The 17,306-nt window shown below is 46.3% G+C and carries 9 protein-coding genes and 1 tRNA gene; 9 read left to right on the top strand and 1 reads right to left on the bottom strand.

The genetic code is table 11. The features are described 5' to 3' along the window. Positions 1-70 precede the first annotated feature (70 nt). From EXU57_RS03130 to EXU57_RS03115, 4 genes are all read left to right on the top strand, one after another. Positions 71-2,140: a beta-L-arabinofuranosidase domain-containing protein gene (locus EXU57_RS03130; protein WP_243745486.1), complete on the top strand. Its 2,070-nt coding sequence runs from the start codon at positions 71-73 to the stop codon at positions 2,138-2,140. A 1,166-nt stretch (positions 2,141-3,306) separates the two neighbouring features. Next, positions 3,307-5,754, top strand: coding sequence for a glutaminase family protein (locus EXU57_RS03125; protein WP_133266691.1), 2,448 nt, complete (start codon positions 3,307-3,309; stop codon positions 5,752-5,754). A gap of 15 nt (positions 5,755-5,769) precedes the next feature. Next, positions 5,770-7,791, top strand: coding sequence for an alpha-L-arabinofuranosidase C-terminal domain-containing protein (locus EXU57_RS03120; RefSeq protein ID WP_243745485.1), 2,022 nt, complete (start codon positions 5,770-5,772; stop codon positions 7,789-7,791). Between the two features lie 447 nt (positions 7,792-8,238). Continuing rightward, positions 8,239-10,566 carry a right-handed parallel beta-helix repeat-containing protein gene (locus EXU57_RS03115; protein ID WP_133266690.1) on the top strand — a complete coding sequence of 776 codons (2,328 nt, stop codon included), beginning with the start codon at positions 8,239-8,241 and terminating at the stop codon, positions 10,564-10,566. Between the two features lie 512 nt (positions 10,567-11,078). Here EXU57_RS03115 and EXU57_RS03110 read toward each other — a convergent pair. Next, positions 11,079-11,642 carry an acyl-CoA thioesterase gene (locus tag EXU57_RS03110; protein ID WP_133266689.1) on the bottom strand — a complete coding sequence of 188 codons (564 nt, stop codon included), beginning with the start codon at positions 11,640-11,642 and terminating at the stop codon, positions 11,079-11,081. Positions 11,643-12,185: 543 nt separating this feature from the next. On the opposite strand from EXU57_RS03110, the gene EXU57_RS03105 reads away from it, so the two are divergent. From EXU57_RS03105 to EXU57_RS03085, 5 genes are all read left to right on the top strand, one after another. Beyond that, positions 12,186-13,937: a hypothetical protein gene (locus EXU57_RS03105; RefSeq protein ID WP_133266688.1), complete on the top strand. Its 1,752-nt coding sequence runs from the start codon at positions 12,186-12,188 to the stop codon at positions 13,935-13,937. Between the two features lie 62 nt (positions 13,938-13,999). After that, entirely contained in the window at positions 14,000-15,253 is a 1,254-nt protein-coding gene (locus tag EXU57_RS03100; RefSeq protein WP_133266687.1) for a cadherin-like beta sandwich domain-containing protein, read from the top strand. A 90-nt stretch (positions 15,254-15,343) separates the two neighbouring features. Beyond that, positions 15,344-15,418 (top strand) — tRNA-Val (locus tag EXU57_RS03095). A gap of 545 nt (positions 15,419-15,963) precedes the next feature. Beyond that, entirely contained in the window at positions 15,964-17,034 is a 1,071-nt protein-coding gene (locus EXU57_RS03090) for a serine hydrolase domain-containing protein (protein WP_133266686.1), read from the top strand. Further along, positions 17,031-17,294: a serine hydrolase gene (locus EXU57_RS03085; RefSeq protein WP_133266685.1), complete on the top strand. Its 264-nt coding sequence runs from the start codon at positions 17,031-17,033 to the stop codon at positions 17,292-17,294. The genes EXU57_RS03090 and EXU57_RS03085 overlap by 4 nt, the downstream gene beginning before the upstream one ends. Positions 17,295-17,306 lie beyond the last annotated feature (12 nt).

Below are 17,306 nucleotides of genomic sequence, written 5' to 3'. Positions count from 1 at the left end.
CATGGTGGAACTCCTGTTGCGTCGCACTCTTGTACATTCAATCAATTTGCAGCAAGAAACCAGTCAAGATATGCCTGTTGTTCATTCCAGTACAAAGCTTGTAATCCGGGTTGCCCTTATTACCATAATGGCTGGCTGTACCTTTCTAAGCTATGCGCAGCATACCGTCAAAGAAAAGGTGCAGCCGAAGAAATATGTACAGCCCCGCTACTTCGAACTGCCGGTGGGTGCCATCAGACCAAATGGATGGTTGCTGCACCAGGCGCAGATCATGGCGGCAAATTCAACTGGCCACCTTGATGAAGTGTACAACAAACTCAAAAACGATAATGGCTGGTTGGGTGGCAAAGGCGACGGATGGGAAGAAACACCCTATTGGCTTGATGGTGCAGTTCCGCTGGCCTACCAGCTGAACGACGAAAACCTGAAAAAAAAGGTATCGAAGTATGTAAACTGGTGCATCGATAACCAGCGCCCCAGTGGCTATTTTGGCCCGGTAACAAAAGCTGAAAGGGATAGCGGCAAAGTGATTACACCCATGCAATGCAATTCCGGTGAAGACTGGTGGCCAAAGATGATCATGCTTAAGGTGATGCATCAGTACTATACGGCTACGCTGGACAAGAGGGTGATCCCATTTCTCACGAACTACTTCCGTTATCAACTTAATGCGATCCGGTATTGCCCGGTAGGCAAATGGACGGAGTGGGCAACTTCACGCGGTTCGGAAAACATGCTGATTGCGCAGTGGTTATATGGGGTCACCAAAGAACGTTTCCTGCTCGAGCTGTCCGCACTGATAAAAGAACAATCCTTTCCCTGGAGCGACTTGCTCGGCAATCGTGATTGGGTGATTAATGCGGCAGCTTTTCAAAACAACGACAAGTGGATGCAACGTCACGGTGTAAACGTAGGTATGGCCATCAAAGAACCTGTGATCAATTACCAGCGCACCGGCGACCCCCTTTACCTTAAACAGGCAAAAACAGGTTTCAACGACCTGATGACCCTGCATGGGCTACCTATAGGCATTTTCTCGGCAGATGAAGACCTGCATGGAAATGATCCCGGGCAGGGTGCGGAGCTTTGCGCCGTTGTAGAGGCGATGTATTCGCTTGAACAGGCAACATCAATAACCGGCGACATTGGCTATATGGATGCGCTTGAACGTATGGCCTTTAATGCCCTTCCGTCTCAAACTACTGATGACTACAATAAAAAACAATACTTCCAGGTTGCCAACCAGGTACAGATCAGCAGGGGGGTGTTTAATTTTTCGCTTCCTTTTGAACGCAAGATGAACAATGTGCTTGGCATGCGCAGTGGGTACACCTGTTGCCTTGCAAACATGCACCAGGGCTGGCCGAAGTTCACGAGCCATCTATGGTATGGTACAGCAGGTAACGGCCTTGCAGCCCTGCACTTTGCACCAAATACCACTACCGCGAAAGTAGGCAACAAACAAGCAGAGGTGATGATCAGGGAGGTCACCGATTATCCGTTTAGTGATCAGATCAATTTTGAGATTACAACTGCTGGTGCGGTTGATTTTCCGTTTGAGCTGCGCATTCCATCCTGGTGTAAGCAGGCTACTTTGCAGATCAACGGGCAGGCGCACAGTAGCCCGGCCGGTGGGCAAATTGTTCGCATCAACCGAACCTGGAACAATAATGACCGGCTCACACTCCAGTTGCCGATGGAAATCACCACGAGCAACTGGGGTAAAAATTCGCGTGCCGTTGAGCGTGGTCCGCTAGTGTATGCCCTTAAACTTGGGGAGCGTTGGGAAGAAGGAAACGACGAAAGAGAAGGATCTTATTACAGTGTATTTGCAGAAGGAGCCTGGAATTATGGCCTATTGCAAAGTGCCATCCGCGAGCCGCAGAAAAGTCTGCAGGTAAAGCAGGTAAAGCAGCCTGACTCGTCCTTCATTTGGAACCTTGCACATGCACCGCTTGAGATCACCGCCAGCGCCAAAAAAATACCAGGCTGGAAAATCGCCAATGAAGTTGCCGCAACACCCGTAAGTGACCGCTCGGGGTTGTATAAAGGAGAAGTGGCAAATGAAGTTGAAACCATTACCCTTGTTCCGGTTGGATGTACCAAGGTGCGTATCGTAGCATTCCCCGTGGTAAGATAGGGGAACGCCGGCTGCATTTGAATACCATAACCGGAGCGAGAGATAGATTTGCGGATTACGGATTGGCGAATTGCGGATTAAAGCCAACCGCAGAGAAAGATGGATTTGCGGATTGCGGTTTAGCGAATGGCGGATTGAAGCCAACCGCAGAGAAGGAGAGACGCGGACGAAAACCGCAGAGGAGATTGTTTTTAGCGCTCCAGCGGAGCGCCCTATTTGTGATACGGGAGGAATACACGCAGGGAGGGATGGATTTGCGGATTACGGATTAGCGAATGGCGGATTGAAGCCAACCGCAGAGAAGGAGAGACGCGGACGAAAACCGCAGAGGAGATTGTTTTTAGCGCTCCAGCGGAGCGCCCTATTTGTGACACGGGAGGAATACACGCAGGGAGGAATGGATTTGCGGATTACGGATTAGCGAATGGCGGATTAAGGCCAACCGCAGAGAAGGAGAGACGCGGACGAAAACCGCAGAGGAGATTGTTTTTAGCGCTCCAGCGGAGCGCCCTATTTGTGACACGGGAGGAATACACGCAGAGAGGGATGGATTTGCGGATTGCGGATTAGCGAATGGCGGATTAAGGCTAACCGCAGAGCGGGCGAGAATTACCACTCAGACAACAATCAACGTAGAGACGGACTACCGTCGATTTTGATAAGATGAAATGTGCTTATTTGCCGCTCCAGCGAAGCGCCCTATTTGTGATACGGGAGGAATACACGCAGAGCGGGCGAGAATTACCACTCAGACAACAATCAACGTAGAAACGGACTACCGTCGATTTTGATAAGATGAAATGTGCTTATTTGCCGCCCCAGCGGAGCGCCCTATTTGTGATGCGGAGCAAATACACGCAGAGGAAATTGTTTGTACGCTCCAGCGGAGCGCCCTATTTGTGATACGGGAGGAATACACGTAAAGGAAACTGTGCTTTACGCTCCAGAGGCGCCGTGTTTATAGGGAGAATATGTTGAAGTGGAATTCCTTTCCGGTACAGGGATTTGTTGCCATGAAAAAATGCGGTACAAGTGAGTGACACAACCCAGGCTGCCCATAGATCAACTGCTGGTCACCAAAAAAAATGTTATTCTGCACAGCACTGAATTGTTGAGCAGATGATTTTGCCAGTTGCAATTGACCTACTTTTAATCAGCTGATCCATATGAAAAAATATACCTTATTCCTGCTGTTTGCAGTTGTTCAACTTACGTTAGCCGCGCAACTGACCAAGGCGCCCGCCTATCCACTCATCACGCACGACCCATACTTTAGCATATGGAGCAACTCCGATACACTGACCGCTACGGCTACAAAACACTGGACAGGAACCAACCAGTCGCTTACCGGCTGGATAAAGGTGGATGGAACCGTCTACCGCTTTCTTGGTAGTAAAGAGCCCACCTATAAAACGATCCTGCCTGCGGCGGATGAGCAATTTTATGAAACCCGGTTCCTGGAAGATGAACCTGCATCAGGATGGATGAATAGTGGTTTCGATGATGCCGCCTGGAAAAAGGGGACTGCTCCTTTTGGCGATAACAAGAGCACAGCAAAAACTCCCTGGCTGAGCAAAAACCTGTGGGTGCGCAGGACCTTTAACCTGTCGGAAGTGGACCTGAAACAGCCATTGCTAAAGATCAACCACGACGATAATATCGAAGTCTACCTGAATGGGGAAAAGATCGTTACGAAAACAGGGTGGACGAATAAATACATTTTTCTCCCGCTGGATGCAAGCAAGTTGAAGCAGGGTAACAATGTGCTTGCAATGCATGTGGCGAATACTGCGGGCGGAGCCTACCTTGACGCCGGGATTGTTGAAGAGATCGTGCAGCCTGAAACGGCTAAAACAGCTGAACAAAAGGGGCTGGTAATGACGGCTACACAAACGAAATATCAATTTACCTGTGGCAGTGCGGACTTGTCGCTGACCTTTACATCGCCGCTGCTGTTGAATGATCTTGCGCTGGTTGCAAGACCAGTCAGCTATGTTACTTACCAGGTGAAATCGAATGATAGCAAGTCGCACGACATCAGCATCTGTTTAAGTGCTTCATCGACCATTGCTGCAAATACGCCGGCCCAGGAAATTGTTGCAAAACAATACAGCAACGGGAACCTGCAATTGTTGCGTGCGGGTACAAAAGAACAACCTGTGTTAAAAAAGCGGGGTGATGACCTTCGCATCGATTGGGGTTATATGTACATTGGCGTACCAATAACCGGGGGTGCAACGCAATACATAGCCGATGCATCCGCGCCGGTTTGGTTCGACGGTAAGGCTACCGGTGGCGAGGGCGAGAGATCGGGAAGGTCGTTGCTGTTAAATACCATTACGCCAATGGGCAGGGTAGGAAGTGCCGTTAAGGAAAGCTTTGTTATGATCGGATATGACGATTTATATCCCGTTCAATATTTCGGTACCAACCTATTGCCGTGGTGGAAAACAAGCGCTGACCAGTCCCTTGAACCCCAAATGGAGTTGGCGGCCAGGGAACACAAAAAAATACTTTCCCGATGTAAAGCCTTTGACGATAAATTTTTCCGGGAGGCGAGCGCAGCAGGCGGCGACAACTACGCGAAGCTTTGTATTTTGGGGTACCGGCAAAGCATTGCTGCCCATAAGCTGGTGAAGGACCCGCTGGGTGAAATCCTCTTTTTATCAAAGGAGAATTTTAGTAACGGGTCAATCAATACGGTTGACGTTACCTATCCCTCGGCGCCTTTGTTCCTGTTGTACAACCCCGACCTTTTAAAAGGAATGCTGAACGGTATTTTTTACTATAGTGAGAGTGGCAAATGGACAAAACCTTTTGCCGCCCACGACCTTGGCACCTACCCGCTTGCTAATGGTCAAACCTATGGGGAAGACATGCCCGTTGAGGAGTCCGGCAATATGATCATCTTAACTGCAGCGATTGCAAAGGCTGAAGGGAATGCTGGTTATGCCAAACGGCACTGGAAAACACTAAGTACCTGGGCTGGTTACCTGAGCAAAGAAGGCTTTGATCCGGCAAACCAGTTGTGTACGGATGACTTTGCCGGCCACCTTGCAAGAAATGCAAACCTATCGGTAAAAGCAATAGTGGCTTTGGGCAGCTACGCGTGGCTTGCATCGCAGCTTGGCGAAAAAGATGCGGCAAATAAATACCAGGCCATGGCAAAAGAGATGGCCATTAAGTGGATGGCGCTATCTGATGATGGTGACCATTATACGTTGACCTTTGACAGGAAGGGCACCTGGAGCCAGAAGTATAACCTGGTATGGGACAAGTTGCTTGGGTTGAGTTTGTTTCCCAAACAGGTGTATGCAAAAGAAGTGAAATACTACCTGGGTAAACAAAACGCTTTCGGGCTACCACTCGACAGCAGGCGAACCTACACAAAGTCGGACTGGGTTATCTGGACTTCGGTACTTGCAGAAAACAATGCAGACTTCCGGGCGCTTTCCGATCCGATGTATAAGTTTGCAACGGAAACTTCTTCGCGGGTGCCCGTTAGCGACTGGCACGAAACAACAAATGGCCGTATGGTAGGTTTCCAGGCCAGGAGTGTTGTAGGCGGCTACTTTATAAAACTACTGGAGAAGAAGTTTTCGGCATTAAAATGAAACATTGCTTAAGTCATGAATAAAGAGGTAATCAGAAAAACAAAAATGCGGGACTCGGTTTCCCGGGGGGTGGTTAAAGTATTGCTTTCCGCCCTTACTGTGTGCCCGGCGGTGCCAACCCTGGCACAGTCTGCCGAAGCACTTACGGTAAAAGTAAACCAGGTAAAGGCTACTGTTCAACCAACGATGTGGGGAGTCTTTTTCGAGGATATCAACATGGGTGCAGACGGTGGTATCTATGCGGAATTGATCAAGAACCGATCGTTTGAATTCAGCAGGCCGATGATGGGGTGGAAGGTACTTGGAAAACCAAAAACCGAGGGTGATTTCCAGGTGCAGAACCGCCAGCAAGCCAGCGCAGCAAACCCGCGATTTTTGCGGGTGCAGTTGCACAACGCCGCAAAGGGAAGTATCGGCCTGAACAATGAAGGGTTCAGAGGTATGGGTATCAAAAATGGACTGCGGTATGATTTCTCGATTATGTACCGGCAGGAGCCATCAAATGTGAAGTTGCACCTTGAACTGATAGATGCAGCGGGAAAAAACATTGGTGGCACGGTGCTGAACACCACAGCTACTAAAGACTGGAAAAAGCAGTCGGTTAGTTTTACAGCGAATGCAACCGAACAAAAAGCTAAGCTCAACATTTGGTTTGAAGGTGATGGTGCCATCGACATGGATATGATCTCCCTGTTTCCTGAGGATACCTGGAAGAAACGACCTGGCGGTATGCGTGCCGATATGGTACAAATGCTGGCGGATATGAAGCCGGGCTTTATCCGTTTCCCGGGCGGCTGTATTGTGGAGGGTTTTGATCTATCCCAACGTTATCAATGGAAAAACACCATCGGGCCGGTCGAAGACCGCCAGTTGATCATCAACCGGTGGAACTTTGAGTTTGCGCATAAGCCAACCCCGGATTACTTCCAAACCTTTGGCCTGGGCTTTTTCGAGTACTTCCAGCTTGCAGAAGATATTGGTGCAGCGCCTTTGCCAATTTTAAACTGTGGTATGGCCTGCCAGTTTAATACGGCTGAAGTTGTGCCGCTGGACCAGCTTGATCCTTATGTGCAGGATGCGCTTGACCTGATTGAATTCGCAAATGGTGATGCATCCAGCAAATGGGGTAAGGTGCGTGCCAGCATGGGACACCCTGCACCGTTTAACCTGAAGATGATGGGTGTGGGTAATGAAAACTGGGGTCCCCAGTATATTGAGCGGTTGAAGATTTTTTCAAAAGCGATCAAAGACAAGTACCCCGACTTTCAAATCATCTCAAGTGCCGGAACCGATCCTGACGGGGAGCGATTCGAATACTCAAGCGCAGAGCTGAAAAAGATGAACGCCGACATTGTTGACGAACACTATTATCGCAGGCCGGAATGGTTTTTACAAAACGCATCGCGCTATGACAACTACGATCGCAAAGGTGCAAAAATTTTTGGTGGCGAATATGCCGCCCAGAGCGATAGAACGGTTAGCGTGAACAATAAAAACAACTGGCGCACGGCGATTTCCGAAGCAGCTTTTATGACGGGTATGGAACGGAATGCCGACGTTGTGGTGATGGCCTCATACGCTCCGCTCTTTGCGCATGTTGACGGATGGCAGTGGACACCTGACCTGATCTGGGTGGACAATCTACGGTCGTATGGTACGCCAAACTACCATACACAAAAACTGTTTGCAACCAACAAAGGAACCCATGTAGTGCCGATCTTATCTGCAGGGCAGGTGCTTGCTGGAAAAGACAGCTTGTATGCTTCCGCGGTAATTGATAAAAACAGCAATGAACTTATTGTAAAAGTGGTAAATGCATCGCCTAAAGCGGTGTCGCGCAACCTGGTATTGGATGGGGTGAAAACGTCGAATGCAAAGGGGGTACTGACTGTACTGGCCGGTAACCCGGAAGAAGTAAATTCATTTGATAAGCCCGGGGGGATTGCCCCGGTTGACAACCTGGTAACATTAAAGGGCAAAACCTATAATTTTAATCTTGCACCATTTTCGTTTAATGTGTTACGGGTAAAGATGTAAAAGACCTATTTAAGCTACTCAACATGGCGGGCCGGCAAGTAAGTTTTACTTGCCGGTTTTTTGTTTATGTAAAAGATCATAAGCTTTATCAGAGGAATTCTAAAGGTGTGTGCAAGCAAAGGGAATAGGTCGACCTGTAGATGAATATGTGTTTACAATCAATAGGAGTATACTCAGCTATATATAAACAGGAAAAGTTGATTTTTGTACCCGTTTGTTCCATCCTGGATAAACCATGTCACACATTTGCAACGACTGGCTCGTTTTGTTCGTCTTAACGGATTGGTAATGCAAGAAACGTATCTGTTGTATTCTTCAAACGAGAGAAATAGGTTCGTAGTATAAGAATAGATTAGGTCGGCAGCTGTTGAAGATGTATATTCAAGTTCAGCGGCAAGGACTGGTTTCTTGTTTTGTTTTCTTCAAATCTGCTAATCCAAACAACTTATGCCCTCTCTTAATCTCCGTACAGATTGGATCTCAGCTAAGCGTGCATGTTTTGTTGTTTTTATTCTATATTCTCTTTTTATACCTGCTTTGGTCGATGCTCAAATTGGGAGTAAAATACCTGGTGATTCGAATGAACACACTACACCTCCGGTGGTAGTACCGACTTCGACCAACACGGATCCACTACTTGCTGAAGGAACATATACGATCAATTCATCTGTGCCAACCGGTGGCTTAAATTTTCAAACTTTCAATGATGCAGTAAATGCACTCAGGTCCGGCATAACCGGTCCGGTTGTTTTTAACGTTGTGCCCGGAAGTGGACCCTATAATGAGCAAGTTACCATTAGTCCTGTTATTGGCACGTCCGCTACCAATACAATCACCTTCAACGGGAATGGCGCAACTGTAACCAATGGCGTGCAAGCTGCAAACGCGGCTGTCATAGACCTCGATGGAGCGGATCACATCATTTTAGACAACCTTACAATTATCGCCGATGCTGCTTATTATGGCGGCTTGCGACTGTTCAATCATGCGGATTCAAACATCGTCAGGAATTGTACGATAAACGAGGTGGTTCGAGGCAAATATTTTTTTACTTCGGGCATAAGTATAGGTAACGAAGTTGTCACTTTCGATCCTCCAACATGTATTCTAAATCTTGTTCAGGGGAGTACTATCTCCGGCTTTTATCATGGGATAAAGTTGACGGGTACTACTAACAATACCGTCTTGCGAAATACGATATTGGATTTAGGGGAAACTGGTATCCTCAGCAGGGGTAACACCAACCTCATAATAGCGAACAATGATGTAAGTCATCAACAAAAAACCAGCACTGCTATATTTTATGGAATATACCTCAATGGACAACATGCCAACATTTTAATCAGAAACAATCGCATTCATGATCCCTTTGAGTCGGTGCTAAGAAATTCCCAAAGTGCAGTTGGTATTTGCCTGAGCGGAGCTTCTGGTTCTGTGGGTAAGGAGATTGAAGTAAGCAATAACCTTGTTTTTAACATGTACAATTGTGTAGGCTCGGGCAACGGGATACTGCAAAGTTCAGGAGGATGGGCGAAATATTATAATAACACCATCGTTTTTGATGATACTGCTACGAACTCACCCGGCCGGGTTGTCGGCATGGTTGCTTTTATTTTCGGACCACCTTTTCCTGCCAATTTTGCCGACTTCAAAAACAATTTGGTTACCATTACGCGCCGCGGGAACGGTCCGAATTATGGGCTTCTTTTCGACACCAGCGCAAGTGGATTTTCTTCCGATTACAACGACTTTTATATTAATGGTGCGTCTGGTTTAAATTATGTTGCCAGGCATCGCGATAATCATCTAACTAACCTGGTGCAATGGCAGTCCACCAGTGGCAGGGATCCTCATTCGGTTTCCATAGATCCCATTTTCAGTGACCTTGCTTCAGGTACCTTCAAACCCCTTTCTCCTAACCTCGACAACAAGGGTACTTATGTCGGCATAGCCGCCGACATTGTTGGTAATTCACGGAGTTCTACTACCCCGGATATTGGCGCGTACGAGTTTTCGGGTGTTGTTCCAATTACATTTAGCGGAAGGGTATTCCTTCAGGGAGCCTATAATCAGGCAAGTGGTTTGATGATTAACTTTTTAAATCACAGGGGAATATTGCAGTCAAAAGCTGCCACTCAACCGTACTCGAATGCTCCATTTTATTACCCGGGCTCAGAATCTGTTTCGCCAGGTTTCTTTGAGGCGCATAACGGTATTATAGATTGGGTTTTGCTTGAGATAAGGGATGCTGTTTCACCGTCGACCATTGTAGCACGAAAAGCTGTTTTTTTGACCCAAAACGGAATGCTGGTGGACCTGGATGGTATGTCGACCAAAATATCTTTAACGGGGCTAACACCAGCAAAGTACTACATATCTGTGCGTCATCGCAATCACCTGGCAATCCGTTCTTCATCCCTTGTCGACTTTAGCAGTGGAACCGGCGATTATGATTTTACTACCTCACCGGGTAAATCATATCAAGCGCAGCCGTATGCATCCACAGTTCAAATCAACAGTGTACACGCTATGCGGGCGGGTGATGCCAATGCTAATGGAAACGTGCGCTATAGTGGTCCGGCTAACGACCAGAACCATCTGCTAAACGTAAAGCTTGGTGGATCATTAAGCCTAGTGCTTACAAATGTATATTCACCCGAGGACATGAATATGGACGGCACGATAACGTATAATGGCCCGGGCAATGACCAGAACTTTTTGCTAAATATTATTTTTTCGGGCTTTTTAGGCACGATGTACGTGGAACAACTTTAGCATGGCCAGGAAAAAACGGAGTGGTTAAAAACCCTTTAAAGCTTGTTTATAGGTGTACCTCCGCTACTAATTCCTTCCTGCTAAGCCGCCAAGTCCTGCTTAGTTGAAGTGCCTGGGGTTGACACTCCAAATATTTATTGGTAGTTCAATGTTGTTTAATCAAGCCAATAAACAGCTTTGTTTGGCCCAAGCTATTATAATTGTACAAGCCCGTCCGGGCGAACCGGTTTGGACGGGAGTGCGACCCACCCATAAGTTGGGGGCATGGCGCATAGAAATCAAATAGTATTGGTGTAGCTGGGTCCATAAGCACTTGCTCAAGTAAACGGCATTGATCCATAGTTAATCATTCATAGTTCAATGTTGTTTAGTTGAGCTACTTGTCAATTGATTTGCTCAAGAATGATATGTAGTACAAGAGTGCGACGCAACGATTTACAATTGAAATACTGTAGCCAGGCCCAAAAAGAATCTCTTAACTAAACGGCATTGACTCATAGTTCATCATTACTCTATACCATCGATGTTGTGGTCTCGAGGATACAACGTTCTTTCTTTAATATATCCATCACCGCGGCTTCATCAAACTCAACCTTTACACGGGCTTCTTCAACCCGGAAATTCCTCTTTAATTCTTTACGGCGGAATGCCTGGTAGAAACGTCGCTTCTCATCGTCGGTTCGCAAGATAAGTCCTGGCACTTCAACCGGTTTGAGTTGCTCATCCATAGCAACCATGGTGAAATAACTCGTGTTGGTATGTTTTACGGATTGTGTCTTGATGTTTTCAGAAATGGCCTTTATGCCTACAATTAGCGAGGTTCTGCCCACATAATTAACCGAAGCAAACAGGGACACCAATTCGCCCACTTCAACAGAAGCGATGAAGTCAACGGTATCGATCGACGCCGTGACGCAATAGGCTTCGGCATGTTTTGAAGCACATGCATAAGCAGCCTTATCCATAAGCGATAGAATTGTTCCCCCATGTACCTTACCGCCAAAATTCGAGTAAGATGGTATCATCAGTTCCGTAATGGTCGTTTGTGATGCAGCCACAGGTTTGTATCCTTCCATAAGCGATAATTTAGTTTTCGGACCAATATGCTTTTAAACCGATGAAGATAAGCGTTGTTGAAAGAAAATGAAAAACCGGCAGAGGCCAAAAGATATCTTCTATATAATTAAACCCGGGGCAATCGCTTTTGTCTATTCGGGCTCAATTCAAAATCTTCAAAATATTGATAATAGAACCGCCTTTTTTATTTATCGGACTTAATTATTTATGATCTGAAAACCGGAGCAATTATGAATAGCATAATGTATTTCGTCCGGATTTTTTGTGATTAAAAAAAATTTAAGATCCGCCAAAATGACGACATGTAGCAACACAATATACTCTAAACCAATACCTTCGCCGCTTTTAAAACAAATCAGCTGATTAGCTAATAACATTAGCTGGTAACGGGCTTACCGGGCAATTCCGAATTAAATTAATTTATCCAAACGCATTTACGTTCGGCTATTCCGCTCGTGTCGTTAATCTAAATCCAACTATTTATTGTCAAATGCCGTCTATATCCTGCAATCGTAAAAAAACGCTTTTAGATTAAACACCCCATGAAATCATTATTACTTGCTCTTGTTTCCGTAAGCTTTTATTTTTCTATTTCTGCGCAAACTGTACCCCACGGAATGAACTTCCAGGCTGTTGCCCGGAATTCAGCCGGTGAAATTCTTTCCAATCTCGAGCTTAATGTTAAGGTCAATCTTTTAAGTATTCGCGGCGTTTCTTCAGTAAGTTATTATACCGAAACTCATGCTGTGACCACGAATGAAATCGGCTTGTTTTCACTTGTAATCGGAAAAGGGTTGGTGCAGTCGGGCAAGTTTGATCTGATACCATGGGGTACTGAAGAAATTTCAGCCGAAGTTTCTTTTGGCGAAAAGGGGCAAACGGGTTTCTTTGCGGTTGATACCAGCAAGCTTCAGACGGTGCCTTATGCATTTTATGCAGCAAGTTCAGGCAAGGCGGGTGAAACGTCTTCTTTAAGTATTAAGGCAGGTACAAATGTATCTATAAGCGGGATAGGCACTTCAACTGATCCCTTAGTCATCAGCTCATCCGATAGTGGTAGCTCTACCCGCATTACACCAGGTTCAAATATCACCGTAGCCGGTACAGGTACAGTAGCAAACCCTTATGTTATCAACGCTACGGGTAGCCTTGCATCACCACTTTCGAGTGTAATGGCTGCAGGAAATACCACCACCAGGGGTATTGTTGTTAAGCAAAACGATGACAACTTCCTTGAGATTGAACCAACAAATTACAACGAAGCACTTAAGCAGGGTAAATTCTCCATGGCCATTAAAGAGTTCCAGGGTGTTAATGAAGGAACATCCAGGAGTAATGTTGTGGGTAGCTTTTGGGGCTACAATACTACGGCAGGTGGGGGGCAGCAGATACCGGGTGAGGCATCTTATCGCTTTGCCGGAGAGACCCATTATGTAACTACCCCATACCCTGGCGTCACCGGCCCGTCTTTTGAATTTCATATCCCTGAAATCTACACCGCCGGGGGTTTGGGTGTTCGCCCGTTTTCGATGTATATCGACAAAAATTCGGGTTTAGGATCGGCAAATTACCAGATGCATAATTTCAATTTTAAAACCGTTGCCGACGCTAAAGTAGATTGGATGACAATGAAGCTGGATGCTGACCATGTAAAGATTACCATGCTCCCTCAGTATGCCGGGGCAACATCCGCAATAAAGATGTTTGACGGGAATGGCAACTCAAGCGAGATTGTCAGCAGCAATGGTTTATCGCTGAATGTGACCTCCGGTAATTTCAACCTCAATTCAAACATGTACGTAAAGGGAGAAATATTTGCCAAAACACTTCGTGGCTTCAGTGATCGTATCGATCCAAACTTTATGGCACACCAGCTAAAAGGATTAACGATGCACCGGAGTCTTTTGACCGTAGGAGACAATGAAAACGAGGAGCGGTTTGCTATTTCGTCAAGAGCTGTTGTAAGCTACCTTCCATTGTTGCAATACAATAACCTTGAACTATCGGGCAGCATAAAATCATTGGGTAATGTTGACCTGGCTATGCAGGTTAACACAGATAACTCCAACCCTAATGCAAACTTCAACTTTGTCAACGGTGCCACTGTAGTGGGTAAAATTTCAAAAGAAGGCGTGTATGCCAATTCAGTTCAAACAGACAAGCCTGCGGGAGCCGTTTCAGCCGGCAAGTTAAAGGTTGGTAAGGTTGTGAGTGCAACCGTGACTGCGGTTTCGAATAAGTACCTGCAAATTGAAATTGACGGGGTGCCGTACAAGCTTGCACTGGTTGAATAGTGGGGGAACATCAAAGATCAATTATAGTCGCCCCTAACTTTCTTCAGAAGCCCTTACGTAACATGTACCGTCCTCTTTTAACCGCGATTTTCCTGGCATTTTCGTGTGCCACCATTGCACAGCAGATTACGCCTAAGCTAATTTCAACAGCAGGTGGCTATAATAAAAGCTCGGCTGTCTCCGTATCCTGGAGCATGGGTGAAACCTTTATCCGTTCGGTAAAGCCGGCAGCTACCAGGGTTCATGAGGGTTTCCAGGCACCTTCAACCAGTAATCCTAAATTGATCAGCCTGGTGCTAAGCAAAGGCAGCTTGTCACCGGTTTTTTCGTCTGGCCGCCGGGCGTATACTGCTGCCGTTGGTTCCGAAGTAAATAGCCTTACCATTACCCCAACTGCTTCAATGCCTTCAGCAAACATCAAGGTTAATACGGTTAATGTTGTAAGCGGATCCGCATCGCAGCCGATCAGCCTGGCTTATGGCAATAACTCCATTTCGGTGGTGGTCACCGGAAGGGACCTTACTAAAAAAGTTTATACTGTTGTGGTAACCCGCATACCAGTTGAAGCGATGCTGACATTTAGCGGTAAGGTTTACCTGCAAAGTATTCTTGATGCATCGTCGGGCCTGATGAATAACACCCTGAATACATCGGGCATTTTGCAGGCAAAAGCAACGGGCCAGCCATTTACCAATATGTTCAACTACCAGGGAGCAGAGACGGTGGGCCAAAACTTTTTCGCTGCGAACCGCGACATTGTAGACTGGGTGCTGATTGAACTTCGCGACCGGTCAACGCCTGCTACTATCGTTGGGGCAAGGGCCGTGTTCGTAAAAAGAGATGGAAACCTGGTGGAGCCCGATGGTCTCACTACGGCAATTGCATTTAGCGGCTTAGCTCCAGCCTCATATTTTGTCGTAATACGGCACCGGAACCATCTCGGTATACGGTCGGCTATATCGGTGGATTTTACAACCTCCTCAGCGAGCTATGACTTTACCAGTGGTGCCGGCAAGACCCACCAAACCCAGGCATATACATCTACCGTTCAGGTTGGGAATGTTTGGGCAATGCGGGGTGGCAACAGCAATTCGAATGGGAACGTAAAAAGCAATGGTCCCGAAAATGACCAGGACAGGATACAGAATATCAAGCTAGGCGGATCATTGTCGCTGGTTATGACCAGTCAATATGCAGCGGAAGACCTGAACATGGATGGTGTGGTAAAAACTAATGGCCCCGCTAACGACCAGAACTTTTTATGGAACTTTATCCTTGGTGGCTTGTTCTCACGGATATACGCAGAGCAACTGTAATTGTTGGTGTTACTAGTTGCTTTTAAAACAGTGCACCAGCGTAAATCTGTTTCTGGGTAAATGGATTAATGCCTACATTTGGCACCTCGCGGATCGTTAGCTCAGTTGGTTTAGAGCATTACTTTGACAGAGTAGGGGTCACTGGTTCGAGTCCAGTACGATCCACAAAGCCCACCTTGTGTGGGTTTTTTTGTGCTCGTTTCGTCGCCTGCCGCAGGTGTGGTCACCTTCATCTAATATACAAGCGAAAGTCGTTTGCTTTCCCATATTCGGTTCGTCAGACGACCCGGGAAATGGTAAAGGTGTTTCTACAACGATCCGATGGATTGAGTTAACAATAAACAATCAACCATTCGACTTTCGGTTACCAACCCCGGAATGAAAAATGCTTAGCGCAGTATCTTAAGCAGGGACAGTTAAGCACTAATAGATTTTCTTAGAAGCTGTTCAAGTGTATCTTTATGGTAACAGCAAAAGACTTTCATTGCGTCGTCGTTTCCGCGCAAATAGCGAAGCGAAGTGGCACCAATATATTGTGGTTGTGGTCTCACGAAGCTTTGTTTCATTGCGGTCATTTAAAAACATTACTTCCGAAATAATCGCTTCGTCAGCATACAATGAAAGGACTCAGGCTTTATTGTGAAGCTGTCTTTTGAACCGAGCCACTTCTAAAAGAAGTTTTACATTCGACAACTAAGACAACTTAACAAATGAAAGAGATCTGCTTTAGTGTAGCCCTTATTATTGCTACAGCCCTTAACGCTGAATGCCACGCACAACAAACATCCGCAGCCAATGTTCCAAAGCAATTCAGTTCCAAAGCTGATTTGAAAAAAGCCGGGACCAGTGCTGAAAAAATTGCAGCCATCGACTCTTTACTCCAGTCGTTTGTAGACCAAAAGAAGGTGGCAAATGTTACCGCCTTTGTAGCAAAGGGCGGCGATGTTGTTTACAAAAAGGCTTTTGGCTGGAAGGATGTGGAGAAAGGTATCCCCGCAACTCCGGAGGATTATTATATCTTATTCTCGCAAACAAAAGCAGTTACTACTGTTGCTTTTATGACACTTGTTGAAAAAGGCCTGGTTAAGATTGATGATCCGGTTTCAAAATACTTCCCTGAAATTTCTGATCAAGTGGTTACGGCTGTTCATAACGATGGAACGTATGAATCCCGCCCGGTAGCTACACCCATGACCTTTATACACCTGATGTCGCATTCTTCGGGATTGAACGCGGGACTTGTAGGCAGAATTCGCCGTGCTGAGACGCAGAAAGCTGATTCAATCCGCAGAGCTAATGGAGACACTTCTACAAGGAGAGGCATGGGTCAGCGCACAGGCGGTGCAGGCAATGCACGGTACTTGAAAGATGATATGCATGCTTTGGCAAAGTATCCGCTAGGTTTCGATCCCGGCAGCGAATGGAACTACCATATCAGTACTAACATGCTGGCGTATATGGTTGAGCGTATTTCGGGCAAGTCGTTACGCCAGTATGTGAAAGAAACAATACTGCAACCTCTTGGCATGAACAATACGGATTGGTATTTTGAACCGGCCGCACTCAGTCGTTTTGTGAAGGCATATAATTACGCTGATGGAAAGCTTGAGGCCGCGCCGAATAATTTCAGCGAAGGCACTATCAGTAAAGATCAAACCTATGCAGAAGGCGCAATAGGACTGAATGGGCCGATTGAAGACTATGCCAAATTCTGCCAGATGTTGCTTAACAGGGGAACATTCAACGGACGCAGAATTCTAAAACCCGGACTATTGATATGATGACAAAAGTGAATCGCTTACCGGAAGTAAATTCCGGTGGTAAGGGTTTTCAATTCGGTCTTGGATTTGAATTGTATAATGAGCAGAAAAAACCTGTTCCTGCTGTGTCGAATACCGCATTCGCCTGGGGTGGGTTGTACGGGACCGAATATATTATTGATCCGGAAAACAATATGATAGCCTTATTTTATTTGAATATGCCGCGCCGCGAAGCACTTTATCCTTTGTTCCTGAGCAAAGCGTATCAGCTAATTAAATAGCGGTTATGAAAG

The sequence above is a fragment of the Segetibacter sp. 3557_3 genome, from assembly GCF_004354985.1.
Lineage (GTDB): Bacteria > Bacteroidota > Bacteroidia > Chitinophagales > Chitinophagaceae > Segetibacter.
Note: the sequence above shows the minus strand (reverse complement) of the source record. Positions and strands in the feature narration are given on the sequence as shown.

What these genes read in the sequence shown, in the direction of transcription:
- EXU57_RS03085 (WP_133266685.1), top strand. Translation starts at nt 17,031, where the DNA reads ATGATGACAAAAGTGAATCGCTTACCGGAAGTAAATTCCGGTGGTAAG.
- EXU57_RS03110 (WP_133266689.1), bottom strand. Translation starts at nt 11,642, where the DNA reads ATGGAAGGATACAAACCTGTGGCTGCATCACAAACGACCATTACGGAA.
- EXU57_RS03105 (WP_133266688.1), top strand. Translation starts at nt 12,186, where the DNA reads ATGAAATCATTATTACTTGCTCTTGTTTCCGTAAGCTTTTATTTTTCT.
- EXU57_RS03115 (WP_133266690.1), top strand. Translation starts at nt 8,239, where the DNA reads ATGCCCTCTCTTAATCTCCGTACAGATTGGATCTCAGCTAAGCGTGCA.
- EXU57_RS03090 (WP_133266686.1), top strand. Translation starts at nt 15,964, where the DNA reads ATGAAAGAGATCTGCTTTAGTGTAGCCCTTATTATTGCTACAGCCCTT.
- EXU57_RS03100 (WP_133266687.1), top strand. Translation starts at nt 14,000, where the DNA reads ATGTACCGTCCTCTTTTAACCGCGATTTTCCTGGCATTTTCGTGTGCC.
- EXU57_RS03125 (WP_133266691.1), top strand. Translation starts at nt 3,307, where the DNA reads ATGAAAAAATATACCTTATTCCTGCTGTTTGCAGTTGTTCAACTTACG.
- EXU57_RS03120 (WP_243745485.1), top strand. Translation starts at nt 5,770, where the DNA reads ATGAATAAAGAGGTAATCAGAAAAACAAAAATGCGGGACTCGGTTTCC.
- EXU57_RS03130 (WP_243745486.1), top strand. Translation starts at nt 71, where the DNA reads ATGCCTGTTGTTCATTCCAGTACAAAGCTTGTAATCCGGGTTGCCCTT.